General features: G+C 69.4%; 16 protein-coding genes. 8 read left to right on the plus strand and 8 right to left on the minus strand.

Going from position 1 to position 15,596, the window contains the following annotated elements:
- Positions 1 to 12: 12 nt before the first annotated feature.
- The 6 genes from ACIBO2_RS21700 to ACIBO2_RS21725 all read right to left on the minus strand — a co-directional run bounded on the left by ACIBO2_RS21700 (position 13) and on the right by ACIBO2_RS21725 (position 6,301).
- A complete protein-coding gene (locus ACIBO2_RS21700; protein WP_358551563.1) occupies positions 13 to 1,170 on the minus strand; it encodes a S8 family serine peptidase in 1,158 nt (385 codons plus the stop codon).
- Positions 1,164 to 1,964: a hypothetical protein gene (locus tag ACIBO2_RS21705; protein ID WP_357944410.1), complete on the minus strand. Its 801-nt coding sequence runs from the start codon at positions 1,962 to 1,964 to the stop codon at positions 1,164 to 1,166. The genes ACIBO2_RS21700 and ACIBO2_RS21705 overlap by 7 nt, the downstream gene beginning before the upstream one ends.
- A 155-nt stretch (positions 1,965 to 2,119) precedes the next feature.
- Positions 2,120 to 3,382, minus strand: a complete 1,263-nt coding sequence (locus ACIBO2_RS21710; protein WP_397298648.1) for a S8 family peptidase — start codon at positions 3,380 to 3,382, stop codon at positions 2,120 to 2,122.
- The gene (locus ACIBO2_RS21715; RefSeq protein WP_397298650.1) at positions 3,376 to 4,095 is read right to left on the minus strand and encodes a hypothetical protein; all 720 of its coding nucleotides are present in this window, start codon (positions 4,093 to 4,095) and stop codon (positions 3,376 to 3,378) included. Before ACIBO2_RS21715 ends, ACIBO2_RS21710 begins: the two co-directional genes overlap by 7 nt.
- 77 nt (positions 4,096 to 4,172) lie before the next feature.
- Positions 4,173 to 5,354, minus strand: coding sequence for an adenylyltransferase/sulfurtransferase MoeZ (gene moeZ, locus ACIBO2_RS21720; RefSeq protein ID WP_357944403.1), 1,182 nt, complete (start codon positions 5,352 to 5,354; stop codon positions 4,173 to 4,175).
- Positions 5,355 to 5,401: 47 nt separating this feature from the next.
- Positions 5,402 to 6,301, minus strand: a complete 900-nt coding sequence (locus ACIBO2_RS21725) for an alpha/beta fold hydrolase (RefSeq protein WP_397298653.1) — start codon at positions 6,299 to 6,301, stop codon at positions 5,402 to 5,404.
- A gap of 405 nt (positions 6,302 to 6,706) precedes the next feature.
- On the opposite strand from ACIBO2_RS21725, the gene ACIBO2_RS21730 reads away from it, so the two are divergent.
- Complete coding sequence (locus ACIBO2_RS21730; RefSeq protein ID WP_358551571.1) at positions 6,707 to 7,063, plus strand: hypothetical protein; 357 nt, start codon at positions 6,707 to 6,709, stop codon at positions 7,061 to 7,063.
- A gap of 419 nt (positions 7,064 to 7,482) precedes the next feature.
- On the opposite strand, the gene ACIBO2_RS21735 is transcribed toward ACIBO2_RS21730, so the two are convergent.
- Complete coding sequence (locus ACIBO2_RS21735) at positions 7,483 to 8,370, minus strand: Ku protein (RefSeq protein ID WP_358551573.1); 888 nt, start codon at positions 8,368 to 8,370, stop codon at positions 7,483 to 7,485.
- Positions 8,371 to 8,430: 60 nt separating this feature from the next.
- On the opposite strand from ACIBO2_RS21735, the gene ligD (ACIBO2_RS21740) reads away from it, so the two are divergent.
- From ligD (ACIBO2_RS21740) to ACIBO2_RS21760, 5 genes are all read left to right on the plus strand, one after another.
- Positions 8,431 to 9,333, plus strand: coding sequence for a non-homologous end-joining DNA ligase (ligD, locus tag ACIBO2_RS21740; protein WP_358551575.1), 903 nt, complete (start codon positions 8,431 to 8,433; stop codon positions 9,331 to 9,333).
- Complete coding sequence (gene ligD / locus ACIBO2_RS21745; RefSeq protein ID WP_358551577.1) at positions 9,330 to 10,211, plus strand: non-homologous end-joining DNA ligase; 882 nt, start codon at positions 9,330 to 9,332, stop codon at positions 10,209 to 10,211. Before ligD (ACIBO2_RS21740) ends, ligD (ACIBO2_RS21745) begins: the two co-directional genes overlap by 4 nt.
- Positions 10,212 to 10,244: 33 nt before the next feature.
- A complete protein-coding gene (locus ACIBO2_RS21750) occupies positions 10,245 to 10,445 on the plus strand; it encodes a hypothetical protein (protein ID WP_358551579.1) in 201 nt (66 codons plus the stop codon).
- Between the two features lie 78 nt (positions 10,446 to 10,523).
- The gene (locus ACIBO2_RS21755) at positions 10,524 to 11,144 is read left to right on the plus strand and encodes a TetR/AcrR family transcriptional regulator (RefSeq protein WP_225300629.1); all 621 of its coding nucleotides are present in this window, start codon (positions 10,524 to 10,526) and stop codon (positions 11,142 to 11,144) included.
- 83 nt (positions 11,145 to 11,227) lie between these two features.
- Complete coding sequence (locus ACIBO2_RS21760; protein WP_357651993.1) at positions 11,228 to 11,461, plus strand: DUF3107 domain-containing protein; 234 nt, start codon at positions 11,228 to 11,230, stop codon at positions 11,459 to 11,461.
- Between the two features lie 102 nt (positions 11,462 to 11,563).
- Here ACIBO2_RS21760 and ACIBO2_RS21765 read toward each other — a convergent pair whose 3' ends face one another.
- Positions 11,564 to 12,208: a ferritin-like fold-containing protein gene (locus ACIBO2_RS21765; RefSeq protein WP_358551581.1), complete on the minus strand. Its 645-nt coding sequence runs from the start codon at positions 12,206 to 12,208 to the stop codon at positions 11,564 to 11,566.
- Positions 12,209 to 12,545: 337 nt separating this feature from the next.
- On the opposite strand from ACIBO2_RS21765, the gene ACIBO2_RS21770 reads away from it, so the two are divergent.
- Together ACIBO2_RS21770 and ACIBO2_RS21775 are read left to right on the plus strand one after the other, a co-directional pair.
- Positions 12,546 to 14,525 carry a DEAD/DEAH box helicase gene (locus tag ACIBO2_RS21770; RefSeq protein WP_397298661.1) on the plus strand — a complete coding sequence of 660 codons (1,980 nt, stop codon included), beginning with the start codon at positions 12,546 to 12,548 and terminating at the stop codon, positions 14,523 to 14,525.
- 171 nt (positions 14,526 to 14,696) lie between these two features.
- Positions 14,697 to 15,587, plus strand: coding sequence for an alpha/beta hydrolase (locus tag ACIBO2_RS21775; RefSeq protein WP_358551585.1), 891 nt, complete (start codon positions 14,697 to 14,699; stop codon positions 15,585 to 15,587).
- Positions 15,588 to 15,596 lie beyond the last annotated feature (9 nt).

The raw sequence follows: 15,596 nt of genomic DNA on the forward strand, positions 1-15,596 counted from the left end.
CATAGCGGATCTTTACTCTCTACGCTGATTGAGCACGATGATGGCCCCGCAGAACATCACCAGCGCCAGCAGCACGCCCCCTCCATAGAGCCACAGCCGCCACGGATCGGGCCCCGGACGCGACGGCCCGGGCGAGTCCTCGCCGACGCCGAAGTGCCGGTCGTCGGGCACGGCGACCTCGCGCTGCTCCCCGGCCAGCCGTTCGGCCGCGTTGAGCGCGGCACCGGCGTCGACCACCCCGAACCCGGTCTTGTCGTCATAACCGGCGGCGGGCCGTCCGCGCGCGCTCGCGGCCAGGGCCTGCGCGACCTGCTCGGGCGCCATGGCGGGATAGCGCGACTTGACCAGCGCGGCCACCCCGGCCACGAGCGCGCTGGCCGAGCTGGTGCCCTCCGACAGCTCGTAGCCGCCCTTGCGCTTGACGACAGGCACGCCCACCCCCGGCGCGGAGACGAGGACGGACAGGTTGTCGCTGCTGAACGTCGCCTTCTTGCCCTGCTTGTCGACGGCCGCCACACCGATGACGCCCGAATAGCCCGCGGGGAAGCTCCAGAACGAGGTGCCGTTGTCCTTGGCGTACTTGGTCTGCCCGTCGTTGCCGACTGCGGCGACCAGCACGACACCCTTGCCGAGCGCGTAGGAGACGGCCTCGCGCTCGGACTTGAGCGGCCCGTAGGAGCCGATCGACATGCTGATGACCTTGGCGCCGTGGTTGGCGGCGTAGCGGATGGCACGGGCCAGCGGGCTCTCCAGCGCGCTCTGCTCCTCCTGCTGGGGGTCGATGGTGCCGGCGCCGGGGTCCTCGTCGACGGCCAGGGCCAGGGAGAGGATGCCCGACTCGGGCGCCACGCCGATCAGCCCGTCGTCGGCCCCGGACCCGGCGATGAGGGCGGCCATCGCGGTGCCGTGCTCGCCGGGCTTGGCCTGGCGCTGGACGGTGGCCTCGGTCATGTCGGGCCCGGCGGTCACGCGGCCGCGCAACTCCTTGAGCTTGCCGTCGACACCGCTGTCGACCACGGCCACGGTGACGCCCTTGCCTTTGGTGACCGTCCACGCCTGCTCGACGTTGAGCGCGTCGAGCACCCACTGCTGCTGGTCCCGGACGGGGGCGGCCGCCGGGGCGTGCAGCATGACCAGGGCGGCGGTCAGCGCGCGTACGACGGTCAGCACACGTTCCCCTGAGTGCAGGGCGGAACCTTCGGCGGGTCCGCCAGGAAGTAGGCGATCTGGTTGCCGATCGACTTGCCCGCCGGCCACAGCTCACTGTGGAGGATCTCCTCGGGCGGGATGGCCGCCCGGGTCCTGCCGTCGGTGTAGCCCGCCGTCGAGAACACGATGTACGGACCGGCGCCCACCCAGCCCGTACGCTGGCGCTGGTCGGCCCCGAACCGCTCGGTCACCGTGCCGGGGAAGGCCACGGGCAGCACGCCGACCCGGTCGTCCTGGGTGAGCTGCTCGGTCGCCGAGAGCCTGGAGTCCTCGTCCTTGAGTACGGCCACGCCGACCGTGAAGACGAACATGGCCGTCTGATCCACGTAGGTGGCGCGGAGCATGGTCACGCATCCGTTGTCGTCGAGGACGCCCGCCACGGACGGGTCGACGCCCTTGCCGCACTCGGTCTCGGGGGCGATGCCGACGCGCCGGGCGTACTGCTGGGCCTTGTCGAGCCCGACGTACTTGACCTCTTCGGGGAAGACGTCGGTGGCGGGCCACGCCTGCCAGCGCCTGGCGATCTCCTCTTGTTTGTACTGGTTCTGCTCGGCGGCGGTCAGCGGGCGGGACCGGGTCTCCTCGAGCAGCCCGATCGTGCCGAGCAGCACGAGGACGGCAGAGGCGACCACGATGGTGCCGACCAGCGTCACGAACAGGCGGCGGAAGCGCACACCCTGCCGGAGCACGGCCTGCTCCACCCGCTCCTTGCTCGCCAGCCTGTCGCGGCCGGTGGCGGCCGGCCAGGAGCGCACGCGAGAGCGGCGGCCGGCTGGAGCACCGAGCGGGTTCCTTCGTCCCGATGTGGCTCCCCCGGCGCGCGGCAACCCTGAGGTGGACCTACGTGCCTTCACCACCGCCTCGTTCCCAGGCTCGGTTCGTGTCTATTTCGTCCCCCTTAGCGGGCGGATCATGCGTCTTGCCCATTCTGAGCGCGACGCACGCGTCTGACCAGGGCGAATATCGCCCACATGGAGGAGAGCGCGCCGAGGGCGGCCGCCAAGGCGATCGCCCCATAGACCTTTACGCGCGCTTGGTCCCTGTTGACGACCTCGATCCGGCCCGCCGATCCGCCGGCGAGCGGCCGGGCGGGGTCCTGCGCCTGCGCCCCCGCGGCCGTCTCGGTGTGCTTGGCGAGCCGGGCCGCCTCGGCGAGCGCCTTGGCGGCGTTGACCACGCCGAAGCCGGTGCCGGTGTCGTAGCCGCCCGGTGGCCGGTCGGTCGCGCTCGCTGTCATGGCCTGCGCGACCAGCGGCGGCGACATCGCCGGATATTTGGCCTTGATGAGGGCGGCCACCCCGGACACCAGCGCGGTGGCCTGCGAGGTGCCCCTGCCGACCCAGTACTCGTCGTCGGGGCCCGCTCCCATGATGTCGACGCCGGGCGCGGCCACCAGCACCGATGAGTTCCAGTTGGAGAATGTCGCCCGCCGCAGCCGCCGGTCCGTGGCGCCCACGGAGACGACGCCGGGGAAGGCGGCCGGATAGGAGAAGGGGGCGAATCCCGTCTCATCGGGCTTGCCCGCGCCGTCATTGCCCGCGGCGGCCACCAGCACGACGCCCTTGGAGATCGCGTAACGCACGGCCGCCCGCTCCTCCTCGGTCGCCAGATCCTTGGAGATCGACATGTTGATCACGCGCGCCCCCCGATCGACCGCGTAGCGAATGCCTCTGGCCACCACGTTCTCGAAGCGCACGGCGGTGTTGAACTCCCTGAACCCCGGCTCCTCGTCTTCCAGTATCACCCGGACCGACAGCAGCCGCGCCTTCGGAGCCACGCCGATCACGCCGAGCCTGCCCTCGTGTCCGTGGCCATGTCCGGCGATCAGCGAGGCCATGTACGTGCCGTGCAGGCGACGCGGCGGCACGTCCGGCGGGTTGGCGCCCTCGGTGAAGTCCTTGCCCACGGTCACGGAGCCGACTAGGTCGCGGTGGCCGGGATCGACGCCCGAGTCGAGCACGGCCACGGTGACGCCCGCGCCCTTGCTGATCCGCCACGCCTTCTTCAGCTCCAGCGTGCTGATCACCTGCTGCTGACCGCCGCGCACGTCGTCCGCCAGCGCGGGCGCGGCGTTGAAGAGCCCCGGCGTGGGCCCGGCGCTCAAGGCCCCCAGCGCGGACCCGGCGCTGAAAAGGAGCGTCGCCGTGATGAGCACGGCCGCGCGGGTCAGCACCGCCACTCCTGGGAGGCGCAGTCGGGCATCCGCGGCGTGCTCAGGTCGGCCAGGATCCGCTCGGAGATCTCGCCGGCGAAGGCGAAGATGGCCGGCCGCTGCTCACCGACCGTGCGCGCCGGCCGGCCGTCGACCTGGCCCGCCGTGGTCAGCACGAGGTACGGGCCGGCCTGGCGTACCGAGCCGGCCTGACGTACGGAAGGGGTGAAACGGTCGGAGACCGTGCCCTGGAAGGCCACGGGCCGCAGGCCGGGCACGGGAGCGCCGGCGGCGGGGAAGGCGGACTTGGCGCGTGCGGCCTTGGGCTCGTCGGGCAGGGCCACGACGCCGACGGTGACGAGCACGCCCCGCAGGGCGTCGATGTAGGTGGCGCGCAGCACCCCCAGGCAGCCCGCCTTGCGCAGCGCCTTGGCGGCTTTGGCGTCGACGGAGTCGGCGCAGGTGACGGCCGGTGAGATGCCGATCCGGCTGGCACGTTCGCGGCCGCCCTGCTCGGCGGAGTAGGGCAGGCTGGCGGGGAAGATGCGCCCGCTCGCCCAGGTGCGCCACCGCTCGGCGACCTCCCGCCTGGCCGCCGAGTGGAGTTCGGCCGGGCTCGGGCCGCGGGACAGCTCCGCGCCCGCCGCACTGGCCGCGACCCCGGCGGCGACCGCGCAGACCATGGTCAGCACGGAGGCCGCCACGAGAGCGGGCCAGGGGCGGGCGTCGTCCACGGCATCGACCTTAATGCGGGCGACCGGGCGCCATCCGCAGAAAGGCGACGCCGGTGGACGGACTCACGAAATGAGTATCAGTAGGAGGGCAGGCTGGGGTCGACCGTAGCGACCCAGCTGAGCACCCCACCGCCGACGTGCACCGCGTCGGAGAACCCGGCGTTCTTGACGATCGCCAGCGCCTCCGCCGAGCGCGCGCCCGACTTGCAGTGGAGCACGATGCGCTTGTCCTGCGGCAGCTTCTCCAGGGCCGAGCCGTTGAGGAACTCGCCCTTGGGGATCAGCGTGGCGCCGGGGATGGAGACGATCTCGTACTCGTTGATCTCGCGGACGTCGACGAGGAAGATGTCGTCGCCGTTGTCCTGCATGGCCTTGAGCTCGCGGGCGGTGATCGTCGAGCCCGTCGCGGCCTCGGCGGCCTCGTCGGAGATCGCGCCGCAGAACGCCTCGTAGTCGTCGAGCAGCTCGGTGACCGTCGGGTTCTTGCCGCACAGCACGCACTCGGGGTCCTTGCGGACCTTGACGTCGCGGTACTTCATCTCCAGGGCGTCATAGATCATCAGCCGCCCGACCAGCGGGTCGCCGATGCCGGTGAGCAGCTTGATGGCCTCGTTGACCTGGATGGAGCCGATCGAGGCGCACAGCACGCCCAGCACGCCGCCCTCGGCACACGAGGGCACCATGCCGGGAGGCGGGGGCTCGGGGTAGAGGCAGCGGTAGCAGGGGCCGTGCTCGGCCCAGAACACGCTGGCCTGGCCGTCGAAGCGGTAGATCGAGCCCCAGACGTACGGCTTGCCGAGCAGCACAGCGGCGTCGTTCACCATGTAGCGCGTGGCGAAGTTGTCGGTGCCGTCGACGATGAGGTCGTAGCCGGAGAAGATCTCCATCACGTTGTCGTTGGTCAGCGCCGTGTTGTGGACGACGACGTTGACCAGCGGGTTGATCTCGCGGACCGTGGCCGCGGCGCTCTCGGCCTTCGGCCGGCCCACGTCGGACTGACCGTGGATGATCTGGCGCTGCAGGTTGGACTCGTCGACGACGTCGAAGTCGATGACCCCCAACGTGCCCACACCCGCCGCCGCCAGATACATCAGCGCGGGCGAGCCCAGGCCACCGGCGCCCACACAGAGCACCTTGGCGTTCTTCAGCCGCTTCTGCCCGGCCATCCCCACGTCGGGAATGATCAGGTGGCGCGAGTAGCGGCGCACTTCGTCGACGGTCAGCTCTGCGGCCGGCTCGACCAGCGGTGGCAACGACACTTTCTACGCTCCCGTTCGAGGGGGACTATCCCATCCACCTGTGAAACCTAGTTGGCGAGTGGGGCATTCCCCAAGCGTGTCTCACCGATCAGACTGCGGGCCTCCGCGGCGACCACGCGGGGCGTCTCCATCATCGCCACGTGCCCGGCGCGCGGCAGGAGGACCAGTCTGACCTGCCGGAACGTACGGGCCGCCTTGGCGGCCATGGCGGGGCGCACCAGGCGGTCGTGTCTGCCGTGGATGATCAGGGTGGGCGCCTCGATCAGGGCGGCCTGGCGCCACAGGTTCGCCTCGCCGCGGCGGAAGTACTCGGCCACGATGCCCCTGGCCGAGCCGATCATGGCGGCGGCGGCGTGGGGCAGCCCGTCGCGCCTGCGCTGCTCCTCGATCGCGTCGCGCAGCCGTAGCGGATGGACCGCGGCGACGTCCGCCCAGACCATGGCGAAGGAGGACCTGATCCGCTGCTCGGCGGGGATCAGCTGGAGCTTGCCCGCCACCCACTCGCCCAGCCGGGGCAGTGCCGCGGCGGCGATGCGCATCGGGCCGTACCTGGGCAGCAGGTCGGGCAGCGCCGGCGAGATGAGGACGAGCGAGCGCACCAGGTCGGGGCGGGTGGCGGCCACCCTGACGGCGACCGCGCCACCCATCGAGTTGCCGAACAGGTGGGCGGGACCGGTCTCCTCCAGCAGGCCGATCACCGCGCGGGCGTGCGCGGCGATGGTGTAGTCGCCGTTCGTGGGTTCGGGCGAGAATCCCGCGCCGGGCAGGTCGATGGCGTAGCCGGTGACGAGGTCTTTCAGCTCGTCCATCAGGTCGGTCCAATTGGTGGCCGCGCCGGCCAGGCCGTGCACGAAGACCGCCTTCTCTGGGGCGCCTTCGGGGGTCTTCCTCACGTGCACCGACCCGAACATCCGTCCTGGCCAGTGCGGGATCGGTGCTGCTGTCATGCGTCCTCCTCGCCTCCTCCAACGATAACCGCCCTCGCCCTCCAGCCTACATTTCGGATAAATGCTCCTTTATTGGCATTTATCGGTACGCGATTCGCGGCCTTTAGCCGGATTTCTCGGCGGCGCCTCGCTTCCAGACCATCGCCGCGAGCCGGAGTCGGGGCGGCCGCATCGCGGACCACCCGCCCCCATAAAACGGACAAATCATTTCATTTCATTTCATAAATGCTTAATGAGAGCAATGAGAGAGTTAGCGTATAGCAAAACACAACTACGGCCGTTTATCCCGCCGGAACGTCGGAAATAAATCAGCACGGATGACGCATTCAATGTCATCCCAGATATTTACCATTCACTCCGGCAAATATCTGGAACAGGGCAACCGATCCTTTAGGGGGGAATTCAATGCCCAAGTTCAAGAGTGTCATCGCAGGGCTTGTGATCAGCACGGGTATGTCCGGCGGCCTCATCAGCCTCGGCGCCCTGACCACCGCCACCTCCGCCAGCGCTACGACCGCCTCCGCGAGCACCAGCGCCTCCACCTTCTCGTGGGGCTGTGGCCGTCGCTGCGGCGGCTGGGGCGGCTGGGGCGGCTGGGGCCGTCGCCACCACGGCCGCAGTGGCCGGGTCAAGGTCCACATCCACCTGCACAACAACAACCAGAACACCGTGCGCACGGACTCTGACGCCGACGCCAACGCTCGCTCGTTCAACTTCGAGCGTGAGGAAGAGGAGCGCGCTCGTCGCGAGGCTCTTCAGTAACAACTCGGAGACGGCCGATCCGGTCGTCGAGGAGATAGCCATGCAACCCGTTACGCGGTTGAGGTGAGCTCCGGACGCACCACCGGGTGCCTGTGTTCTCGACAAAGGACACAGGCACTCGGGAAAAGTCGCCACGCCAACGCGTCCGGGCTCGGCGAGAATTGATTCCCATGGCATTTCAGGGGAGCAGTGAAGCGGAATTCCTCCGGCTAAGCCTCCCCCTCCGATAAATGCGGGGCGCCTTCGGCATTTGATGCCGAAGGCGCCTTTGCATTTTGTGCGCACCGCTCGGTATTTGTGCCCACCGCCGGGTGTTTGTGCGCACTTCCCGAACAGCCCGCGTGCGTACGCCGCCGGAGTGCGGTGTCGGTGGAGTGCGGTGTCGGTGGAGTGCGGTGTCGGTGGAGTGCGGTGTCGGATCAGGCGGACTTGCGGGCCTTGCGCTTGGGAGCGGCCTTCTCCCCCGTGTCCTTGTCTCCCGCGTCCTTCGACGCCTTGGTGGCCCGTTTGGGCTTGGCGGCCTCGCCGGAACGCTCGCGCTTGGCCGCGTCGACGCTGGCCCGCAGCGCGGCCATGAGGTCGACGGCGGGACCCGCCTCCTCCTCGCCCTCCGGCGGCGCGATGACCTCCTTGCCCTCCACCTTGGCCTCGATCACCTGCTGCAGGGCCTCGCGGTAGGCGTCGTGGTGCTCGGTCGCGTCGAAGTCCGCCTTCATCGTGGTGATGAGCGACTCGGCCATCTTGAGCTCCTGGGCCCGTACCTCGATGTCCTCTTCGAGGAACCCGAAGTCGGGCACCCGGATCTCGTCCGGCCAGTACATGGTCTCCAGCACGAACACCCCGTCGCGCACCCTGAGCGTGGCCAGCGACTCCCGCTGCCGCAGCGCCACCTTGACGACGGCGACCTGCCCCGAGCTCTCCAGGGCGTTGCGCAGCAGCACGTACGGCTTGTCGCCCTGGCCGTCCGGTTCCAGGTAGTACGACTTGGCGAAGTAGATCGGGTCGATCTGGTCGGCCGGCGTGAACTGGAGGACGTCGATCCTGCGTGAGGTGCTGAGCGGCAGATCCTCGAAGTCCTCGTCCGTCAGCACCACGATCTCTCCGGTGGCCAGCTCGTAGCCCTTGGCGATGTCGGAGTAGGGGACCTCTTCGCCGTCGACCGTGCACACGCGCTTGTAGCGGATCCTGCCGCCGTCCTCGCGGTGTACCTGGTGGAAGGTCACGTCCTTCTGCTCGGTCGCGGAGTAGAGCTTCACCGGGATCGTGACGAGGCCGAAGGAGATCGCCCCTTTCCAGATGCTGCGCATGGGCACTCCTCAGCTCTAGCGGGCTCGCCCTATGGGCACATACCCGTCATGGTGCAACCAATGCCATACCCCATCGAACCAATGCTCGCCGTACCCGGACGACTACCGGAAGATCGCGAGCGGTATGGCTTGGAGGTCAAGTGGGATGGCATCCGCGCCATCCTCCACCTGGACCGTGAACTGAAGGTGACGGGAAGGCACGGAGTCGAGTACACCCGCCGGTATCCCGAAATTTCGAGGTTCGGGGTGAAGAATGCGGTGATCGATGGCGAGGTGGTCGCGCTCGATCCGCGCGGGCGGCCCAGTTTCGTCCGGCTGCAGCACCGCATGCACCTCACCGACCCGGAGGAGGTGATGCTGGAGCTGTACCCGGTCACGTACCTTCCGTTCGACCTGCTCTACCTCGACGGCACAACGCTGCTGGACCTGCCGTACCGCGACCGGCGCAGCCTCCTCGACGAGCTGGACATCGGCGCCCCGCCGTACTTCCCGGGAGATTCCGACCTGCTCGCCGCCACCCAGGAGCAGGGCCTGGAAGGCGTCGTCGCCAAGCGGCTCGACTCGCCGTACCGGCCGGGCACGCGCTCGCCGTCGTGGATCAAGGTGAAGCACCTCAGCACGAGGGACGTCGTGATCGGCGGCTGGAAGCCCGGCAAAGGCCGCAGGTCGGGCGGGATCGGCTCGCTGATCATGGGCGTGTTCACCGAGCAGGGCCTGACGTACGTCGGTCACGTCGGCACCGGCTTCACCGAGGCCGTGCTCGACCAGCTCTACGCGTTCCTGAGCCCGCTGGAGATCCCCCGCAGCCCCTTCCAGAACGTCGTCCCGTGGCGCAACCGCTGGGTTAGACCCGAGCTCGTCGGGGAGGTGGCCTACACGATGTGGACCGACGATCTGCGGCTGCGCCACCCGGTGTGGCGCGGCCTGCGCCCGGACAAGCTCCCTTCGGAGGTGACGCTGTGAGCCCAGCGAAGGTCCCGGTGCGGGTCGACGGGCGGCAGCTGGTGCTGACCAACCTGGACAAGGTGCTCTATCCCGAGGTCGGCTTCACCAAGGCCGAGGTGATCGACTACTACAGCCGCGTCGCCCCCGCGCTCCTGCCGCACCTGGAGGGCCGGCCGCTCACCGTCAAGCGCTACCCGAACGGCGTGACCGGCCAGTCCTTCTTCGAGAAGAACGCCCCCGACCACACCCCGGACTGGGTCAGGAGGGCCACCCTGCCGGTGCCGGGCAGCACCAAGAACCGCGACGAGATCGACTTCGCCGTGATCGACGGCCTGCCGTCGCTCGTCTACTACGCCAACCTGGCGGCCCTGGAACTGCACGTGCCCCAGTGGCGGGTGTCCGACGACGGCGCGGCGCTGCCGCCCGACACGCTCGTGTTCGACCTCGACCCCGGGGCTCCGGCGACCATCGTCGAGTGCTGCCGGGTGGCCCTCATGCTGCGCGAGGTGCTGCGCGCCGACGGCCTCACCGCCCGCCCGAAGACGAGCGGGAACAAGGGCATGCAGCTGTACGCGGAGTGGGACGGCCGCGAGGAGCCCTCGGCGTACGCCAAGAGGCTGGCCCAGGTGCTGGAGAAGGCCCACCGCGACCAGGTGGTCAGCGTGATGGCCAAGAAGGCGCGCCCCGGCAAGGTGTTCATCGACTGGAGCCAGAACAACCCGGCCAAGACCACCGTGGCCCCCTATTCACTGCGCGCCGGGCCACAGCCCACGGTCTCGACGCCGCTGCTGTGGAAGGAGGTCGAGGGCTGTGAGCACCCGGAGGAACTGGTGTTCACGACACACGCCGTACTGGCCAGAGTCGAGGAGCACGGCGACCTTTTCGGTCAGGCGTAGTCTGGTTCCGTCCGCACCTAGAAGGGGACTGCAATGTCGGAGATGGACGTACGTGGGGACGACCTCCCCTTCGACGAAATGGAAGAGCTGTCGATCGAGGCCCCCGAGGCCGACGCCGCCGAGCAGCACCGTGACGTGCGCGACGCGGAGGGTGAGACCCCGCTGGAGGTCGATCCGGCCGACGCCGCCGAGCAGTATCGCGAGGTGGACCTCGATGACGACGACTATCGCTGATGACGACTATCGCTGATGAGTCGTTGAGTCGCACGTAGGATGTCCGAACAGCCGACTCGGAGCCCCATGGAGACCAGCGTGACCGCAACCCCGGACGCCAAGCCCCGGGGCACTCGGCTGCCCCGACTAGCCCGCCGCCGGCAGCTGCTCAGCGCCGCGCAGGAAGTGTTCGTGGAGAACGGCTACCACGCGGCCGCCATGGACGAGATCGCCGATCGGGCCGGAGTCAGCAAACCCGTCCTGTACCAGCACTTCCCCGGCAAGCTGGAGCTCTACCTGGCGCTGCTCGACCTGCACGTGGACGACATGGTCAACCGCTGCCGTGAGGCGCTGGCCTCCACGCACGAGAACAAACTCCGTGTCCAGGCCACGTTCAGCGCGTTCTACTCCTTCGTCTCCACCCAGGGCGAGGCGTTCCGGCTCGTCTTCGAGTCCGACCTGCGCAACGTGGCGCCGGTGCGCCAGCGGGTGGAGCGCTCCCTGCGCGAATGCGCCGAGATGGTCAGCGCGGTGATCCAGGAGGACACCGGCTGCACCAGCGACGAGGCCCACCTGCTCGGCGTCGGACTGGTCGGCATGGCCGAGGTGAGCGCCCGCTACTGGGTGACCACGCAGGGCTCCATCCCGAAGGACGCCGCCGAGCAGCTCATGGCCCGGCTGGCCTGGCGCGGCATCAGCGGTTTTCCGCGTACGGCTTAAACCCGTTCGCTGGGCGCGATCATCGGCGTTTCCTGGCCCACCAGCGGCGACGATGGGAGGAGCCAGCCCCGTCGAAAGGGAGCATGATGGAAGTCAAGATCGGCGTACGCTCCGTACACCGCGAACTCGTTGTCGAGACCGAGCTGTCCTCCGAGCAGGTCGAAGAGGAGATCAGAAAGGCGCTGGCCGCCGATCGCGGCGTCTTCTCCATCACCGACGCGAAGGGGCGGCGCGTGATCGTGCCGGTCGCGTCGATCGGCTTCATCGAGATCGGCGAGGACGAGTCGAGGCCGGTCGGCTTCGGCGGCACTCTCTAACGGCTCATATGGGGTGCGGCGACGCCCTCCAGCGGCTTGAGCGAGGGTGCGGCGGCACACGCCGTACCCTCGCTGGAGCGACGCGCAGGGCGCGGGGGCGGTTCAGAGGCCGAGGGCGGCCATCCGCTTGCCGTGCTCCTCGGTCAGCTTGGCGAACAGGCGGGAGATCTGCGTAGGGTCGTCGGCCGCCGGGCCGACCACCAGCAGCGCCAGTTCCGGCCGGGCCGCCGCGACCTGCTGCCCCTGGCTGAGCGCCTCGCCGACGAGCCGGCGCGCCCACAGCGCCAGGCGGCCGCTCACCGCCGGGTCGGCGGCGACCCCGGCCCTGACCCGCTCCACCGCGAACTCCGAGCGGCCCTCGTCCACGAGCACCTCGTCGACCAGCTTCGCGATCGACGGTTCGAGGTGCCTGGCCGCCTCCCGGTAGAAGTCGAGCGCGATCCCCACGCCCACGTACGCCTTGACCAACGCCTGCAACCAGTCGGCCGGGGCCGTCTGGGTGTGCCAGGCGTCCAGCGCCTCGACGAACGGCGACATCGACTGCTCGGGATCGGCGCCGAGTTCCGTCAGCCTGTCGTGCAGGAGACGAAAGTGGGCATATTCGGCTACGGCCAGCTCGCTGAGCGCGGCCTGATCGGCCAAGGAGGGGGCCAGGGAGGCCGCGTCCTCGGTCATCCGCGCGAAGGCGCTGAGCTCGGCATAGGCCAGCACACCGAGCAGATCGACGACTCCTGGAGACTCGTTCATGGAAGGCAGCGTACTTCGGGAACATTCGGAAACTCGGCCAACGTTGTGGTATCGAGTACACTGCTCTGTGAAAGTGCGACCGCACTGTGTTAATTCGGGGGATTTCCCCGTTAACCCCCCGCTTCCGGGTCTGCGGTCGCGATGACGCGAGAGGGCTGGCTCTACCGCGAGGACCCAGGCACGGGGTTTGTTTTCCGCCCGTCGGTCCCGGCAGGCCCGCCTTCATTTGAGACTGAGGCAGGCCACGCTGACGACTTTCCGAGACCTCGGAGTCACACCAGAGATCGCTGATGCCCTCGAGACCGAGGGCATCACCACACCGTTCCCCATCCAAGAGATGGCACTCCCGCTCGCGCTGAGCGGCCAGGACCTGATCGGTCAGGCACGCACAGGCACGGGAAAGACCTACGCGTTCGGCATCGCGATGCTCCAGGGCATCGGCAAACCGCGTAAGAACCGTAAGAAGCCACGCGGGCTGGTCGTCGTGCCCACCCGCGAGCTGGCCGTACAGGTCAGCGAAGACCTGGTCACCGCGGCCGGCAAGCTCGGCTCGCGGGTCCTGACCGTCTACGGCGGCCGGGCGTACGAGCCGCAGGTCGAAGCGCTCAAGGCCGGCGTCGACGTCATCGTCGGCACCCCCGGCCGCCTGCTCGACCTGGTCAAGCAGAAGCACCTCGACCTCAGCCAGATCACCTCGCTGGTGCTCGACGAGGCCGACCGCATGCTCGACCTGGGCTTCCTGCCCGACATCGAGCGGATCTTCAAGCTGATCCCCGAAGAGCGGCAGACCATGCTGTTCTCGGCGACCATGCCCGGTGAGATCGTCGCGCTGTCCCGCAAATACCTCAACCGGCCCACGCACGTACGGGCCGAGCACGAGAACGGCGAGGGCGGCGAGGGCATCCCGCACCCGCAGGTACGCCAGATCGTCTGGCGCGTCCACCGCATGGACAAGATCGAGATCGTCGCCCGGCTGCTCCAGGCCGAGGGCCGCGGGCTCACCATGGTCTTCTGTGAGACCAAGCGGGCCTGCGACATGGTCGCGGAGCAGCTCGAGACGCGCGGCTTCGCGGTCGCGGCCGTCCACGGCGACCTCGGCCAGGGCCAGCGCGAGCAGGCCCTGCGGGCGTTCCGCAGTGGCAAGATCGACGTGCTGGTCGCCACCGACGTGGCGGCGCGCGGCATCGACATCGACGACGTCACCCACGTGGTCAACTACGACTGCCCCACCGAGGACAAGACGTACGTGCACCGCACCGGCCGCACCGGCCGGGCCGGGCGCACGGGCATCGCGGTCACGTTCGTGGAGTGGGAGGAGCTGACCCGCTGGAAGATGATCAACCAGATGCTCGGGCTCGACTTCGCCGAACCCGAGGAGACCTACTCCACCTCGCCGCACGTCTTCACCGAGCTCAACATCCCTGAGGGCACCAAGGGCGTCCTGCCGCACGCCAGCCGTTCGCGGGCGGGACTGTCGGCGGAGCGCATCGAGGACCTCGGCGAGACCGGCAGGACCCGCACGCGCAACGGCGGCCGTCGCCGTGACGAGCGGGAGGGTCGCCGTGACGAGCGGGAGGAGCGTCCGGCGCGCGCGCCGCGCCAGCGCCGCCGCACCCGCGGCGGCATGCCCACGGAAGAGGGCACCGCACCCGTCGAGACGCCGGAGGTCGAGCCTGTGCCCAGTCGCTCCAGCAAGGCGAGCGCCCGAAAGACGGAGGAGACACCCGCCATCATCTCAGCGGACGAGATCGAGGCGGCCGCCGAGCCGCGGCGCGGTCGCACTCGCAGGGGGGCCGCGTCGGCCGCCATCGAGAACGCCCTCGCCGACGCCCCGGAGGCCCCGCTCACCGAGCGCGAGCCGGTCACCGAGCAGAAGCCGGCCCGCAGGTCGGCCCGTACCTCGACCCGTGAACCGGTCGCCGAGCAGGCCGCTGAGCAGGTTCAGGTCAGCGAGCGCAGGCCGGCCCGTACGCGCAAGCCCGCCGCCGAGCGCGGTCAGGTCGTTGAGCAGGCTCCCATCGTGGAGCGGATTGTGGAGGAGCAGATCGCGAAGGAGCAGGTCGTGGAGGAGCGGGTCATGGAGCGTGCACCGATCGCCGAGCCGAGCTTCCTGTCCACGCCGCAGCCCGCGGCGCGCCAGGAGCCGGAGCGGATCGTGCCGGCCAGCCCGTTCATGGTGATCTTCCAGTCACCCGACCTGGCCACGGACGACGACGACATCGCCCCGTCCGCGGCCACCGAGCGCAAGCAGCAGCGCCGCCAGCCGCGTGGCGGCGGCAACAACGGCGGCGGTGGCAACCGCCGCCGCGCCGGCTAGACCGCTCGGCCTCTGGCCGACGCAAGCACGTCGGCCAGACTCCTGGCAGACGCAGGCACCTGATAGACGCAGGCGCGCACCGCATCCCGCGGTGCGCGCCTGCGCCGTTTCGCACCAGCGTGGGGAGTATGCCGGTGTCGAGGCGCTGACCTCTGGGTATTGTTGCCTCACGTGAGTACGCCGCGCTTCCTCGACCTGCCTCCTGGCGTTGCACCACAAAAGATAGAAACGTCCCAGGGCACCTTCGCGGCCCTTGAGGCGCTTCCGGTCAGTGGTGTGGTGGAGCGCTGGCCCGCGCTCCTCGTTCCCGGTCTGACCGGCAGCAAGGAAGACTTCATCGCGATCCTGCAGACCCTGGCCCAGTCGGGCCGCCGGGTGGTGGCCGTCGACCTGCGCGGGCAGTATGAGACGCCCGGTCCCGACGACCCCGCCGCCTACTCCTTCGCCGCGCTCGGCGCCGACGTCGACCTGCTGGCCCAGACGCTCAGCGGCGACGAGCCGATGCACCTGGTCGGGCACTCCTTCGGCGGCCTGGTCGCACGCGAGGCGGTCATCGACGGCCGGACGAAGTTCGCCTCGTTCACGCTGATGAGCTCAGGGCCCTCCGGCATCGTGGGTGAGCGGGCGCGCAGCGGCAAGACGATCATGAAGGAGCTCCCCACCCTGGGGCTCGAACACCTCTGGTCCACCAGGTTCGAGCCCGAGGCGCTGGCCAACGGCGTGCCCGACGAGATCATCGCCTTCCTGCACAAGCGCCTGCTGGCCAACTCCCCCACCGCGCTGTCGCGCATGGCCGAGCAGGTGCTGGCCGCGCCGGACCGTACCGACGAGCTCAGGCAGATCGAGGTGCCCACTCTGGTCCTCTACGGCGAGCGCGACGACGGCTGGCCGGCCGAGCTGCAGTCGGAGATGGCGGCCCGGCTGGAGGCGGAGTGCGTGGTGCTGCCCGGCGCGGCCCACTCACCGGCCGTGGAGGCTCCGGAGACCACGGCCACGGCGCTGGTCCGGTTCTGGAACGCCGCAGAGCATCAGCAATTGGACATTCGATCCAATGATCTGTAACCATGTACT

It is taken from the genome of Nonomuraea sp. NPDC050022 (assembly GCF_044460705.1).
Lineage (GTDB): Bacteria > Actinomycetota > Actinomycetes > Streptosporangiales > Streptosporangiaceae > Nonomuraea.

Excerpts from the sequence above, each read along its gene's own strand:
- ACIBO2_RS21725 (WP_397298653.1), bottom strand. The coding sequence starts at position 6,301 with ATGACAGCAGCACCGATCCCGCACTGGCCAGGACGGATGTTCGGGTCG.
- ligD (WP_358551575.1), top strand. The coding sequence starts at position 8,431 with ATGCCATACCCCATCGAACCAATGCTCGCCGTACCCGGACGACTACCG.
- ACIBO2_RS21730 (WP_358551571.1), top strand. The coding sequence starts at position 6,707 with ATGCCCAAGTTCAAGAGTGTCATCGCAGGGCTTGTGATCAGCACGGGT.
- ACIBO2_RS21765 (WP_358551581.1), bottom strand. The coding sequence starts at position 12,208 with ATGAACGAGTCTCCAGGAGTCGTCGATCTGCTCGGTGTGCTGGCCTAT.
- ACIBO2_RS21750 (WP_358551579.1), top strand. The coding sequence starts at position 10,245 with ATGTCGGAGATGGACGTACGTGGGGACGACCTCCCCTTCGACGAAATG.
- ACIBO2_RS21760 (WP_357651993.1), top strand. The coding sequence starts at position 11,228 with ATGATGGAAGTCAAGATCGGCGTACGCTCCGTACACCGCGAACTCGTT.
- ACIBO2_RS21735 (WP_358551573.1), bottom strand. The coding sequence starts at position 8,370 with ATGCGCAGCATCTGGAAAGGGGCGATCTCCTTCGGCCTCGTCACGATC.
- ACIBO2_RS21770 (WP_397298661.1), top strand. The coding sequence starts at position 12,546 with ATGGCACTCCCGCTCGCGCTGAGCGGCCAGGACCTGATCGGTCAGGCA.